Origin of the sequence: Bacillus sp. EKM206B (genome assembly GCF_011066015.1) — a bacterium.
Lineage (GTDB): Bacteria > Bacillota > Bacilli > Bacillales > Bacillaceae > Bacillus > Bacillus velezensis.
Genome location: NZ_JAAMNL010000010.1, coordinates 12,980 through 25,928, shown reverse-complemented (window position 1 = coordinate 25,928; position 12,949 = coordinate 12,980). Strand labels below are relative to the sequence as shown.

Below are 12,949 nucleotides of genomic sequence, written 5' to 3'. Positions count from 1 at the left end.
CGATTTTCACCGCCGTTTCTTAATGCTTTGCTTCTGTTGTGATATCTTCTTTAAAGTACTTTTCAGACAGCTTTTTCAGCGTGCCGTCTTTTCGCAGGTCTTCAATGGCTTTGTTTACTTTTTCGCGGATTTTATCGTGAGCCGCATCTTTCGCAAACGGGAAAGCGACTTTTTCATAGACAATCGGGTCTCCTGCTAATTTCAGAGGCAGACCGGTCTTTTTGATCTGGGCGATCAGGACGCTGCGGCTGTTTACATAAGCGTCAACCCGTCCGTAAGCCACGTCTTTCAGCGTGCCTTCTTGTGTTTCATACGTTTTCATGTTGATTTTTTTATCCGGGTCCTTGCTCTCAAGGTTTTTCGCGTGGTTTGAGCCCAGAACGGCCGCCACTGTTTTTCCTTTTAGATCGTTGACTGATTTGATGTCTTTGTTATCGTTTTTGACGACGATTTGAGTGCCCGCATACGAATACGGTTCTGTGAAGTTATACGTTTTCTTGCGTTCGTCCGTGACAGCGACCTGGTTAGAGATGGTGTCGAGTTTGCCGGTCTGGAGCTCTCCCATCAGTCCGCTGAATTCAAGCAGCTTCCAGTCCAGTTTCATGTTGATTTTTTTCGCGACGGCTTCCATGACATCCACGTCAAAGCCGGTCAGCTTGCCGTTTTCTTTATATGCGAACGGATAGCTTTGTCCCGTGGCGCCGACATGCAGTACGTTATCGCCGCCTTCGCTTTCTTTTCCGTTTCCGCATGCTGATAAGACCGCCAAAAGCGCGGCAGACAGCAGCAAAGCCCATGTTTTCTTCTTCATTGAAATCCCGCCTTTTCCTATTAAAATGTTAATCCTGCAATTGTTTTTTTAAATAAATAGTGATGTGCCCTTTTCCTAGATCCTTTTCGCCTGCACGGACGTAGCCTTTTCGCTCGTACATGCCGATCAGCCACGGATGCTTGTCCGCTGTGCCCAGTGACACGAAAGGCGCTTTTAATGTATCGCGGAGCACTGTATTCTCCAGCCACTCCAGCATGTCTGAGCCCGTCCCTTTTTTTCCGGTTTCAGGATCGACGGCAAACCACCAAATATGAGGGACACCGTACGGACCAGGATTCGGCCCCCACGGCATCCGCAGAGAAATCGTCGCCAGAATCCGTCCGTCTTCTTCCAATACGTAACAGGCGTTTTTTTGTATGTTAGTTAATACGAGTTCTTTATCCGCCGTGGCAGCGGCAAAGTTGATGCCGAGCTTGCGGATCGGTTCATACGCCCGCAGTGTCAGTGAAAGCAGCTCATCAGCGTCTGCCTCCGTTGCGAGCCGGTATTGTCTTGACATGATGAGCCCTCCTTTAGTCGGCATATCGGTTTGCCGGTTTTTCCAGTCCGAAATGTTCTCTGAGCGTCGTTCCTTCATACTCTTTTCTGAACACGCCCCGTTCTTGTAAAATCGGAATCACTTTGTCTACAAAAAGAGTGAGACCTTCAGGCAAAAGCGGCGGCATGATGTTGAAGCCGTCACAAGCTTGTTTTCCGACCCATTCTTCCATCTTATCGGCAAGCTGTTCTGGCGTTCCGACAAAGATATGATGGCCTCTTGAACCCGCCACATATTTGTACAGCTCACGGATGGTCATGTTATCGCGTTTGGCCATCTCCTGAACGAGCTTGAAGCGGCTTTTAACGGCATTCGACGCATCCGCATCCAATTCAGGCAGCGGGCCGTCAAGCGGGCAGGCGGAAAGGTCGACGCCGCCCAGATAGTTTTGCAGAATGTTCAGGCCGACAGACGGAATGATGAGGTCTTGGAGCTCTTCATATTTTGCCTGCGCTTCTTCTTCGGTATCGGCGATAACGGGAAAAATTCCCGGCATGATCGCGATTTTTTCAGGATCACGGCCGAAAGAAGCCGCTTGTTCTTTAATAGATTGATAGAATTCCTGCGCGGATTCCAAATGATTTTGCGCGGTGAAAATGACCTCCGCCGTTTTGGCGGCCAGCGCTTTTCCGTCTCCTGATGATCCGGCCTGAATAATGACCGGGCGCCCTTGAGGTGTGCGGGCGACATTTAACGGCCCTCTCACGGAGAAATATGTTCCTTTATGGTTCAATTCATGCATTTTGTCTTTATCGAAAAATGCTCCTGATTCTTTGTCACGGATAAAGGCGTCTTCCTCCCACGAATCCCATAATCCTTTGACGACTTCAACGAATTCTTCCGCGCGCTGATATCTGAGATGGTGCTCAAGATGCTTTTCACCGCTGAAATTAAGCGCGGTCGATTCAATCGAAGATGTGACGACATTCCAGCCCGCGCGGCCGTTGGAAAGATGGTCAAGCGATGCAAATTGTCTCGCGATATGGAACGGTTCGCTGTATGTGGTAGACGCGGTCGCCGTCAGACCGATGCGGGATGTGACCTGAGCGAGCGCCGACAGAAGCGTAAACGGCTCAAAGCGCGTCAGCACATTCGGATGTGATTTGCCGTCTATTGATAAACTGTCCGCCAAAAACAGCATGTCCAATTTCCCCCGCTCCGCTGTTTTCGCCAATTCTTTGAAATAATCCAAATTCATGCTCGCGTCCGCCGGTGCCTGAGGATGTCTCCAAGAAGCGACATGATGGCCGGTGCCCGCGAGAAACACACCGAGTTTGATTTCTTTTTTCTTTGTCATGATGGATCTCCTTCTATTCTGAAATACGGTTCGGAACATATTAACACCACTAAACCTATATTTCCTAGTAATTTTATAAGAATAAATCAAAATGTACAATTGTCACGCAAGTTTGTCAATGCATTAAGACAAAAATCATGTTTTTTTAAAAAACCCGGCGCACCGGCCGGGTTATTTCTTCGAAACTGTATAGACGGTCCCTTTGACCTTTTTCTTAATAACGGCAATGATAAGCAGCAAAACGGGGAACAGCACTTGAAACGGAAGATGAATATAGATCGGCACAATGTTTAAGCCTTCATTCATGTGTTCCGAAAAATTGCTTGCGATGCTGATGGAGAGAATCAGCACCCCCAATCCGACCGGGAAGGCCAGCTGGGACGGATTTTTTTCTTTAAACAGCGTGGACACGCCCACGACAACCGCATATGTAAAAAGGCTGACTTTGAAAAAACCGCCGATGACGAGCACGAGCATGAAAAAGACATCCAGCCGGTCTAAAAACTCTTCCACTTTAATTGTCTGTATGGTGCTCAGCAGCGGAAATTGAGAGCGGAGCATTAAGTTGACGTCCAGCACACAAATATTAATCGCCACTGACATTGCCAAAAACAGCCCGCTGATGATAATCGCCAGAAATCCGGTTTTCTTCACCTTTTTCCGATCTTTTAAATAAGGGAAAATCATGACAAACACGATTAATTCACCGAACGGGATGAACATCGTCTGTTTAAACACGGAATAAATGACCGTTCCTGCACCCTCCGCTAAAACGGGCTGGAGAAATCTGAGGTTTATCGTGCCTGAGCTGATAATGAGGATCAGCCCGACGGCTGTCAGGAAATACATAATGCCAAACAGCAGCTCGCCGGCTCTCGCTATCACTTCAATTCCCTTTCTGACCGCAAATATCGCGGCGATCATCAGCATGGCATTCACAATTAAAAGCGGCGTGTCCTGGTAGGCGAAGGTGACAAGCATTTCGCCAAAATCCCGCAATACGCGGGCGGCGATATAAGCAAAATAGAGAATATAAAGAAGGGAGACCGCCCAGCTCAGATGTCTGCCGATCAGTTCGTTCATGTAATCTCTCGGAGAAGACTCAGGAAAAAATTGATACAGCGCCTGATAAACGTAGAAAAGTCCGAGACCGGTAACGCACCCGAGAAGCACGGACAGCCACGCATCCCGCCCGGCCATCGTGCCCGGCGGGATCAATAACGAACTGCCCAATTCAAACAAAATGATCATAATAAACAGCTGACGCGTGCCGATTTTCGCATTTTCCATACGCTTCGCTCCTTTCTCCTCAAATCAATCATGCTCAAGCTTGTCTGAGAGAGGATTATTCCGCAAGCCCGTTCTTCTGATAATGACTTCCGTTTTGACATCTACGGGGAGATTGGGGAAATATTCTTCATCCCACTTCCCTTTGAACTTTTTCCATTTGTCCGGATGCTTCCGATAGATCAGGTCTCCGAAGCCGACGAAGTCATTCTTATGGGCTTTTATATCTTCAATCGATTTGGTGATATCTTTCTCAAGCTGCACGCTGAGCGCCTTTTGCATCGTCATCAGCACTTGCGGATCAGACAGATGGAAAGGGTATCTGACAGCGTCCACCAGCCCCTCGACCTGAGCATGCACGTGAATATGCGGTTTTCCGTTCGGAAAAGTGGCCGTCACCTTTGTATTCTGGCGGGTGACCTGCAGACTGATTGCATGCTTCACGTTCTTCCAATCCGCATTGATGAACGTATGCTTGATCCTATTGAGCAGCCATACAGCCCCTACACTGTCGTCATCCTCAATCCAGTAATCCAGCCTCCCATCCTTTTTGAACACCGCCAGTCCGTCCGCTGACAGCACTGCTTTCGGTTCAGTTGTCTGCGTATTTTCCATCGTAGGACCGGCTTTATCGTCTCCGTGCATTTCATAACCCGGAATAAACGGCGACCCGGTCGGAGAAGCGAGATCAATCAGAACGTCCTGAAGGTTGGTTTTAATGACTCTGCCGTATTGTTCCTGCGTGAAGCTGAGCGTCTTGTTCACTTTATTGGAAGGGATTTTATCAATCGGCGTCAGCACTTTAATAATGTCTTCAGCCTTGCAATTATGCGCGATCACAACGGTTGCGGTCGTCCTGAATTCGGTGTCGCGGTCAAGATTGTCCAGAATAAAACTGAGCCCTTCCTCTTTCGCCAGTTTTTCACTGAACACCACGAGATTCGTATGCGCAAAATAGAGCCTTCTGGACACTTTCATCGAGCCTTTTCTCAAAGCTTCCGTCATATTGTCTCCGGACACCGAATAGACGGAAACCGGAGGCCGGTCTCCCGCTCCGCCGCCCTGCAGACCGCCGGCCACGTTTCCCGGATTGATAATTTGCAAGTGAAGGACGTATTTTCCCGTTTCGGTTCGGTCAATACCGATGGCGGAGATCACCGCTAGATCGGTCAGCTCCCTTTTATCCCAGCATCCGGATACAAACATAAGGGAAACCATCGTACAAAGGATAAGCATCCATTTACGTCTTTTCATTACCGTCGCCCTCTTCTACATCTTTATTAACCATTCCTCTGGATGTCTCCGGTTTCGGTCTTTGATGTTCCCCTTGGCGCCTGTTGTTTTCCTGCACGAGCAGTCCCGGCCTTTTTTCATCCGCCCATAACGGAGCTCGGAGAAGGGAATCCTTCAGCCCGCCCGGGGTTAAAGGAGCGAGCGGGGACATATACGGAAATCCGAATGAACGCAGGCCGCACAGATGGACAAACATCATGATAATGCCCAGAATCAGCCCGTAAAATCCCATGACCGCCGCCGACAGAATAAAGAGAAACCGGATCAGCCGCGCAGATATCGCCATGTCAAAAGCCGGGGTCGCAAAGCTGGCAATCGCCGTCAGGGCGACGACGATAACCATGGCTGGGGAAACAATACCGGCCTGTACGGCGGCCTGGCCGATGACAAGCGCTCCGACTATGGAAACGGCGGAGCCGACAACTCTCGGAAGCCGGACACCCGCCTCCCTGAGAATCTCAAAGGCCACTTCCATCGTCAGCGCTTCAATCACGGCCGGGAACGGCACCGTCTCCCGCTGAGCCGCGATGACAATCAGCAGCTGCGTCGGAATCATTTCCTGGTGAAAGGTCGTCGCCGCCACATAAATCCCCGGCGCCACCAGTGAAATGAAGAAAATCAAAACCCGCAGCACCCTGATGCTAGTGGCGATATCAAATCGTGAATAATAATCCTCAACGGATTGAAAAAATTGAATAAATAAGGCCGGCGCGATGAGAACGAACGGCGTTCCGTCCACGATAATCGCAAATCGTCCTTCCAGCAGATTCCCCGCCACAACGTCCGGCCGCTCCGTATGATATACGGTGGGAAACACAGAAAACGGCGCGTCTTCAATGAGCTGTTCAATGTAGCCGGATTCCAGAATGCTGTCGATGTCAATGTGCTTCAGCCGCTTGCGGACTTCCTTAATCAGCTTTTTATCGCAAATTCCGTTAATATACATCAGCGCGACATCCGTATTCGTTTCGTGTCCGATCTCCATTTTTTCAACCCATACATCAGGCGTTTTTACATACCTGCGGATCATGGAAATATTGGTTTGCAGAGATTCAGTGAATCCCTGCCGCGGGCCGCGGAAAGAGACCTGAGTGCTCGGTTCTTGAATGGACCGGTGCTCTCCCCCTTCCGTGCTGGCGATCAGCGCCTTGTCAGCCCCGTCGACAAAAATGAGCGTGCTGCCCGCCACCAGCCCGGCATAAAGACTTTTCCATTTTTCTGCCTCTTTCACCCCGCCGATCGCAAGCGTTTTATCGTATATCAGGCAGACCGCTTGTTCCGGCTGAACGGACGGGATGTCGATTAAATCCTCCAGAAGGGATTGGCTGACGAGCTGTTCGTCTACCAAACCGGCGATATACACAATTGCGGCCGGAAGCTCTTCTTTTCCGATTTTCAGCCGGCGGATGACGACATCGGCACTGTTGCCGAACCTCTCAGACAGCTTCTTCATATTTTGCTTTAAGCTGAGGGAGATCGGCTCATTCCGCTCTTTGTCCGGCTGGCTGTCCGCTTCTTTTCTGCCTTCATTGTCACGGTCGTTTTGATCGGCTTTTTTTTGTTTCTTCTGCTTAAAAAATGGCGGCATATCGCAAAAAACCTTTCCTCGTTTTTTTCATATTCTTCCTGTACGGCAAAAGATTATGCACGGCGGAAAGTCTGTATAAGTTCTGCGTAATCGAAAAGGATAAAAAGGGAGAGTGATGCGCATGAAAATATTGGGGGTTTCATTTTTTTTGCTGGCTGCCTGTCTGATCATTTCGGTAACGATGGATATGCTGCAAGGTTTCAGTTTCTATGGAGCGGTCCAAAACAACCTGTCCGCTTTTAAATTGACCACCTTCTCAGAATGGCTGATGCTGTTTTTATTCGCCCTCTTTTTAATCAGAGAAATGATCGTTTTATATAAATCAGGTAAAAAAGATGCCTGACAGGCGCACGGCTGTATTGTGTCAAAAAAGAACACATCCCTCCTTCTTTCGGAGTTCATGTGTTCTTTTTATTTTTCCGGCGGGACCGTTTTCAGATGACGATATTTCCGCTGTCCGTATCTGTCGCGTGTTTCACAATGACGCCTCTGATAATGCGGTTGCCGATGATTTTAGTACTTGCGGAGGAATTGGTTTGGATGGCGGAAGCAGAAGCGGCGGAAAGGTTGTTGATGGTATTGCCCGACACGAGGGAATTTGAGGTTCCGTTCAGATAGATGCCGATCGGGCTGCCCGCCGTTCGGTTGATCGTGAGCGTATTGTCTATGACTTCATGCGTGCCTGAATTCAGATACACGGTAACGATAAGCGGTGATGATTCAAAGCGGTTGCTGATGACAGAGGTTCCCGAGGATGTTGAACTGAAAATGGGATAGTTTTTGTAGCTTTTGAAGAGATTTCCCTTGATGACAGCCCTGGCGTCATTTGTCACAGATACGGCATAGGACTCCGCGGCGCCCTGATACGCATTCGGAATCAGCGTATTTCCTTCAATAACGGCATTTCCGCCTGTGACCCATATGCCCCGGCTGAACGATTTCAGCACATTTTGTTTTACGGTGATATTGCCGGCCGACATGCTGATTCCGTCCGTTACCTGATTCAGAGTATTATTCATAAAGACGGCGTTTTCCGACAGCGTCGCCCGCATCCCAGTGCTTCGTCTCGTTTCGGAACGTCCGTTTTCAATGACATTGCCGTCAACGGTCACATCTTCTGCCTGATAGACGGAAATGCCCGTATTTTCAAATTGACTGATTTTGTTATGGGTGACGAGGACGCTTTTTCCCCTTACATCTATTCCGGTGGAAAAACCGGTAATCAGATTGTTGGAAATGACGGCATTGCTGCTGTCCTGTCCTTGTGACACACCTTGTCCGGCGACTGCGGTCCTTGAGCCGCCGTCTGACCGAAAGAAGACATTCCCCGAAATGACGGTATGTGCCCCATACCCGTAGCTGATTGTGTTATCGGAATGATTTCCTTCAATTAACACATGATATCCGTTAAAATTGGTGACTGAGCTTGCGGCGTTTCCGGAAAAGAAGTTGTTGCGGACCGTAATATGAAGAGCTTCTTCATAATCAATATCGCCTTCTCCGTACGATTCAATATCGATTCCGAATTTCGGAGCCGTTCCGTTCCCTTGCCCGGCGTCTTCAATCACGCATTCTTCCACCGTAACGGTATTGCAGCCGGTGATTGAAATGTTGTTTCGCCTTGACTGCCTGATCTCACAGCGGCGGATGGTCACCTGTTCTGAAGTTTCGTAATCACTGTTTGTTTTTAACCCGAGCGGGCTGACAATAATGCCGTCTCCCGTAAAATCCGAAATCTTCACATTTTCGATCAGCACATTGCTGCTGCCTTCAATACAGATTCCAAACCCCCATTCATGGGTCGAACGCAAAGGGACATTGGTATACGTGTGTTCATCCCGTTCGCCGATGATCCGGCCGCCGGTGATGGTGACATTTTCCCGCCTGCCTATATAGAAAGCCGAGTAGCCCCAGGAGCTGTTCGGCGCCACTTTAATCGTGCATTCCGGATCTAAAACGATGGTGAGATGGCTTGGCACGTTAATCCCGGCGTTCCGAAACGGCTGGCTGCTGTCCCCGCCAAGCGTGCCGTTGATTTTATAGGTTCCCGGCGGAAAAAACACCGTATGACAGCCTTCGCTGACGGCCTTGGCCAAGCATTGGTTGATGGCGCCCGTCACGTCGGTTTTTCCGTCTGCCGCCACACCGCAATCCGTAATATCCAATATACGATTCGGCAAGTGATAATCTCCTCCTTCCTCTCTTATTGTCATCTTATTCTCCATATCCCGCTCCGCCTGTACATACTTTAAATTTTATTAAAAAAGTTTATAAAGATAGTTTAGTTAGATAATATAACAAAATAAGTCATTGGAATTAGGAAAATCCGTCTATATTCAACGTTTTAATATCTTTTCATTCTGGAATTTTTTGAATTCAGTATAAATTATATTGACACAAGTATTATATAAGAATATGATTTTTGTAATACACTTTTTTAAGAAAGGGTTGGCTCAGGTGGCATCTATTGATAAGGACTCTATAACAGAAACTGTGCCGCAACGAGGCTTTTTCGGTCATCCCCGCGGCTTGTTCACACTGTTTTTCACCGAATTTTGGGAGCGTTTCTCCTACTATGGTATGAGAGCCATATTGCTTTACTATTTATACACGGAAGTCGCTCATGGCGGTCTCGGCTTTGATAAAACGACCGCAGTTGCCATCATGTCCATATACGGGTCTCTCGTATACATGTCGAGCGTCATCGGCGGATGGCTGGCCGACCGGGTATTCGGCACGGCAAACACCGTATTTTACGGCGGAATTTTAATTATGTTCGGGCACATCGCTCTTGCCTTCCCTGGCAGCACGGCGGCGTTTTTTACCAGCATGGCTCTGATCATTATCGGAACCGGCCTGCTTAAACCAAACGTATCCAGCGTTGTCGGAGATTTATATACGAAGGAAGACGAGCGCCGCGACTCAGGTTTCAGCATCTTTTACATGGGGATCAACCTCGGCGGATTGCTTGCGCCGCTAATTGTCGGAACACTCGGACAGAAGTACAACTACCACTTAGGCTTCGGATGCGCCGCGGCCGGTATGTTCCTCGGACTGATTGTTTTCGCTCTTACGAGAAAGAAATACCTCGGCAAAGCAGGCTCCAATGTACCGAATCCGATTTCTAAATCATCAGTGATCGGCACGGGAATCGGAGTGGTCATCGCAGCAGCCGTTATCATCGTTCTGATTCAAACCGGCTGGCTGACGATCCAGCGTGTGATTGATACCGTCAGTATCCTCGGCATTGTCATTCCGGTTATTTACTTTATCGTGATGTTCACGAGCAAAAAAGCGACGAAAACGGAAAAATCACGGCTTGCGGCTTATGTTCCGCTGTTTGTTGCAGCGGCAATGTTCTGGGCGATTCAGGAGCAGGGCGCGACAATTCTTGCTTTATATGCGGATCAGCGCACGAGACTTTCCTTTGCGGGCATGCATCTTGAGTCTTCATGGTTCCAGTCTCTGAACCCATTATTCATTGTTATTTTCGCGCCGGTGTTCGCCTGGATCTGGATGAAACTCGGCAAACGCCAGCCTTCAACACCGATTAAATTCGCGATCGGCATTATCCTTGCCGGATTATCATTTTTAGTCATGGTGCTTCCGGTTATGGGCGGAAGCGGCGAGCTTGTGAGCCCGCTTTGGCTTGTGCTCAGCTTCCTTTTGGTTGTGCTTGGTGAGCTTTGCCTTTCACCGGTCGGTTTATCCGTCACAACGAAACTTGCGCCTGCCGCTTTCTCAGCGCAGACGATGAGCATGTGGTTTTTAACAAACGCCTGCGGTCAAGCCCTGAACGCAAAAGTAGTCGGTTTGTTTGATAAGATTTCTGAAGCGGCCTACTTCGGCTCAATCGGTCTTGTTTCGATCATTCTCGGTATTATTTTGATTCTTCTGTCTCCCGTTATTAAACGGGCGATGAAAGGCGTTCAATAACAGATAAAGAAAAGCCTGCGGAATCGTCCGCAGGCTTTTTTGATGCGTCTATCGTTTTAACTCCTCAAGCGTTTCTCTCCATCTCTTCAAGACATCTTCCGGTTCGTGGAGCTGGATGGCCGGTCCGGATGTCAGATCCGCGTATTTCGCCCGATCTTCCTTGACGGTGATCACGCGGCAGCTGAACCGTTCCCGCTCGTGTTTCGCCTCTTTCAGCGGCAGAAGCGCCTCACATTCCAATGTGACGTAATAAGCGGCTCCTCCGTGCCAGGCGATGAAAAGAGCTTGTCCCGAATGCAGAAGGCTTCTTACGGTCGTCGTGTTTTTCCATAAGGCGAGCCGGAGATTTGTTTTGCTCACGGCCACGATTTCACCGGCGCTGATCATGGCCGCGTGCGGACGGCCTTCTTTTGTCACGGATTGGAGCACAAATGCGTCGTGCTGCTTTTTTTCAAGCTCCGTCCCGTCTAAAAGCGTGTAAAGCGCCTCGGGCAAGTGCTCCGTCAGCATTACGCTTTTCTTTCCGGAACAGCGGGAACATGTGCGGCCGTCTCCGTTTCTTTCGGATCAATTTTAAATGCCGGGTTGAATGCCGCCGGATTCGTGATGCTTTCCGGTTCACAGGATCTCCATGTGAAAAAGCAGGTTTGGCATTGGTAAATTTCCCAGGCGCCTTTGACCGGCGATTGGCTGACGGTTTCTCCTTTTTTCGATTCACAGCGCGGGCATGTTTTCATTGCAACCTCATCCTTTCTTATTGATTCATTAAGTCCATCAGTTTTTGTTCCCACTCTTTCGTTGTCAGCGGAGAATCAAGCGGCTGAGAATAATGGCCTCTTGTTTCCGGCGCGGCGGGCGTTGTCGCGTCAAGAATCATTTTGTGTGTCATCCCTGCCGGATCAGACCCCGGGTCAAGCGGAAGGACGGACAGGTCAGGAATGATGACTGCATCGTGTTTCGGATGCATTTTCGTTGAGAGCGCCCACATGACTTGCGGCAGGTTAAACGGATCGACATCCTCATCCACGACAATGACCATTTTGCAGTAGCCGAGTCCGTGCGGCGTCGTCAGGGCGCGCATGCCGACCGCCTTGGCAAATCCGCCGTAGCGCGTTTTCGTGGAAATAATGGCGATCAGGCCGTGCGTATACATCGCGTTCACGGCGACAATTTCGTTCGGATAAGCTTCCTTGAGCTGCTGGTAAAGCGGCACGCACGTATTAATGCCAATCATATAATCGCACTCCGTCCACGGCATGCCTAAGTATAAATGTTCAAAAATCGGATTGTTTCTATGATATACCCGTTTGATTTTGATCACCGGCATGCTGCGGCCGCCTGAATAATGGCCCGTGAACTCACCGAAAGGTCCTTCGTATTCCCGTTCTCCCGCAAGGATCTCTCCTTCCAGAACGACTTCAGCGCCCCAAGGGATGTCTAAATCAGACAGTTTAGATTTGACGATTCTGTAGGGCTCCCCTTGAATCGCGCCGGCCATTTCATACTCGGATTGATCGTATAACAGCGGAGTTGATGCAGCCGTCGTAATCACCGGCTCACAGCCGAGCGCGATCGTAACGGGAAGATTCACGCCGCGTTCTTCAGCTTGGCGAAGATGAATCGCAATATCATGCTGAGGCACGGGCTGAATGCCGAGGCGGTCTTTTCCCTTTACCTGCATTCTGTAAATGCCGACATTCTGCTTGCCGAAATTGTCCGGATCTTCAAGATCGCGGGAAATGACACACGCTTTATCCAAATAGTAGCCGCCGTCCCCCTGGTTGATTCTGAATAGCGGAAGGATGTCAAATAGATTGATATCTTCCGTTATTTCATTTTCATGAAACGGCGCGGTTTCTTCCCGCTTGACCGGCACCGGAAATGCATCGTACCGTTTGGCGAACTCAAAGAATTGTTCCTTTACCGGCGTATCTTTCGGCATGCCGAGCATCATCGCGTGATTCGGCCACGAGCCGATGACATTCAGAGCCACCTGCGCATGGTGATGTCCGTAAATATTGTTAAACAAAAGCGCAGGGGTTTTATCCCCGAGATTGCTGGCTGCACGCGCGGCGGCGCCCAGATCCGGCTCCGGTTTCACCTCTTCGTTGACTGTTAAGAGCTGCCCTTCTTTTTCAAGAGCGGCGAGAAATTCCCTAAAATCCTGATAGGCCATTA

12 protein-coding genes are annotated in these 12,949 nt (G+C 49.3%); 2 read left to right on the top strand and 10 right to left on the bottom strand.

Annotation, left to right across the window (positions count from 1 at the left end; genetic code table 11):
* Window positions 1–19: 19 nt before the first annotated feature.
* The 6 genes from G9F50_RS16405 to gerKA all read right to left on the bottom strand — a co-directional run bounded on the left by G9F50_RS16405 (window position 20) and on the right by gerKA (window position 6,835).
* On the bottom strand, window positions 20–811 hold the full coding sequence (locus tag G9F50_RS16405; protein WP_060563072.1) for an amino acid ABC transporter substrate-binding protein: 792 nt from the start codon (window positions 809–811) through the stop codon (window positions 20–22).
* 28 nt (window positions 812–839) lie between these two features.
* Window positions 840–1,331 (bottom strand): GNAT family N-acetyltransferase, encoded by a 492-nt coding sequence (locus G9F50_RS16400; RefSeq protein WP_015388710.1) that lies wholly within the window; start codon window positions 1,329–1,331, stop codon window positions 840–842.
* A gap of 13 nt (window positions 1,332–1,344) precedes the next feature.
* Window positions 1,345–2,670 carry an LLM class flavin-dependent oxidoreductase gene (locus G9F50_RS16395; protein WP_029326230.1) on the bottom strand — a complete coding sequence of 442 codons (1,326 nt, stop codon included), beginning with the start codon at window positions 2,668–2,670 and terminating at the stop codon, window positions 1,345–1,347.
* A 168-nt stretch (window positions 2,671–2,838) separates the two neighbouring features.
* Window positions 2,839–3,957, bottom strand: coding sequence for an endospore germination permease GerKB (locus tag G9F50_RS16390; protein ID WP_025284221.1), 1,119 nt, complete (start codon window positions 3,955–3,957; stop codon window positions 2,839–2,841).
* Between the two features lie 24 nt (window positions 3,958–3,981).
* Window positions 3,982–5,208: a Ger(x)C family spore germination protein gene (locus G9F50_RS16385; RefSeq protein ID WP_060563071.1), complete on the bottom strand. Its 1,227-nt coding sequence runs from the start codon at window positions 5,206–5,208 to the stop codon at window positions 3,982–3,984.
* On the bottom strand, window positions 5,195–6,835 hold the full coding sequence (gerKA, locus tag G9F50_RS16380; RefSeq protein WP_060563070.1) for a spore germination protein GerKA: 1,641 nt from the start codon (window positions 6,833–6,835) through the stop codon (window positions 5,195–5,197). The genes G9F50_RS16385 and gerKA overlap by 14 nt, the downstream gene beginning before the upstream one ends.
* A 121-nt stretch (window positions 6,836–6,956) precedes the next feature.
* On the opposite strand from gerKA, the gene G9F50_RS16375 reads away from it, so the two are divergent.
* Entirely contained in the window at window positions 6,957–7,178 is a 222-nt protein-coding gene (locus G9F50_RS16375; protein ID WP_014720711.1) for a YczF family membrane protein, read from the top strand.
* Window positions 7,179–7,269: 91 nt separating this feature from the next.
* On the opposite strand, the gene G9F50_RS16370 is transcribed toward G9F50_RS16375, so the two are convergent.
* The gene (locus G9F50_RS16370) at window positions 7,270–9,015 is read right to left on the bottom strand and encodes a right-handed parallel beta-helix repeat-containing protein (protein ID WP_079891050.1); all 1,746 of its coding nucleotides are present in this window, start codon (window positions 9,013–9,015) and stop codon (window positions 7,270–7,272) included.
* 277 nt (window positions 9,016–9,292) lie between these two features.
* On the opposite strand from G9F50_RS16370, the gene G9F50_RS16365 reads away from it, so the two are divergent.
* Complete coding sequence (locus G9F50_RS16365) at window positions 9,293–10,771, top strand: peptide MFS transporter (protein ID WP_012116786.1); 1,479 nt, start codon at window positions 9,293–9,295, stop codon at window positions 10,769–10,771.
* A 48-nt stretch (window positions 10,772–10,819) separates the two neighbouring features.
* On the opposite strand, the gene G9F50_RS16360 is transcribed toward G9F50_RS16365, so the two are convergent.
* Genes G9F50_RS16360 through bsdC form a run of 3 tightly spaced genes read right to left on the bottom strand, consistent with a single transcriptional unit; the run spans window position 10,820 to window position 12,947 of the window.
* Window positions 10,820–11,281, bottom strand: a complete 462-nt coding sequence (locus G9F50_RS16360) for a hypothetical protein (protein WP_060563069.1) — start codon at window positions 11,279–11,281, stop codon at window positions 10,820–10,822.
* Window positions 11,281–11,508 (bottom strand): non-oxidative hydroxyarylic acid decarboxylases subunit D, encoded by a 228-nt coding sequence (locus tag G9F50_RS16355; RefSeq protein ID WP_007410250.1) that lies wholly within the window; start codon window positions 11,506–11,508, stop codon window positions 11,281–11,283. Before G9F50_RS16355 ends, G9F50_RS16360 begins: the two co-directional genes overlap by 1 nt.
* Window positions 11,509–11,525: 17 nt before the next feature.
* On the bottom strand, window positions 11,526–12,947 hold the full coding sequence (gene bsdC / locus G9F50_RS16350; RefSeq protein ID WP_007410249.1) for a phenolic acid decarboxylase BsdC: 1,422 nt from the start codon (window positions 12,945–12,947) through the stop codon (window positions 11,526–11,528).
* Between the last annotated feature and the right edge of the window lie 2 nt (window positions 12,948–12,949).

What these genes read in the sequence shown, in the direction of transcription:
- G9F50_RS16405 (WP_060563072.1), bottom strand. Translation starts at nt 811, where the DNA reads ATGAAGAAGAAAACATGGGCTTTGCTGCTGTCTGCCGCGCTTTTGGCG.
- G9F50_RS16400 (WP_015388710.1), bottom strand. Translation starts at nt 1,331, where the DNA reads ATGTCAAGACAATACCGGCTCGCAACGGAGGCAGACGCTGATGAGCTG.
- G9F50_RS16390 (WP_025284221.1), bottom strand. Translation starts at nt 3,957, where the DNA reads ATGGAAAATGCGAAAATCGGCACGCGTCAGCTGTTTATTATGATCATT.
- G9F50_RS16385 (WP_060563071.1), bottom strand. Translation starts at nt 5,208, where the DNA reads ATGAAAAGACGTAAATGGATGCTTATCCTTTGTACGATGGTTTCCCTT.
- gerKA (WP_060563070.1), bottom strand. Translation starts at nt 6,835, where the DNA reads ATGCCGCCATTTTTTAAGCAGAAGAAACAAAAAAAAGCCGATCAAAAC.
- G9F50_RS16375 (WP_014720711.1), top strand. Translation starts at nt 6,957, where the DNA reads ATGAAAATATTGGGGGTTTCATTTTTTTTGCTGGCTGCCTGTCTGATC.
- G9F50_RS16360 (WP_060563069.1), bottom strand. Translation starts at nt 11,281, where the DNA reads ATGCTGACGGAGCACTTGCCCGAGGCGCTTTACACGCTTTTAGACGGG.
- G9F50_RS16355 (WP_007410250.1), bottom strand. Translation starts at nt 11,508, where the DNA reads ATGAAAACATGCCCGCGCTGTGAATCGAAAAAAGGAGAAACCGTCAGC.
- bsdC (WP_007410249.1), bottom strand. Translation starts at nt 12,947, where the DNA reads ATGGCCTATCAGGATTTTAGGGAATTTCTCGCCGCTCTTGAAAAAGAA.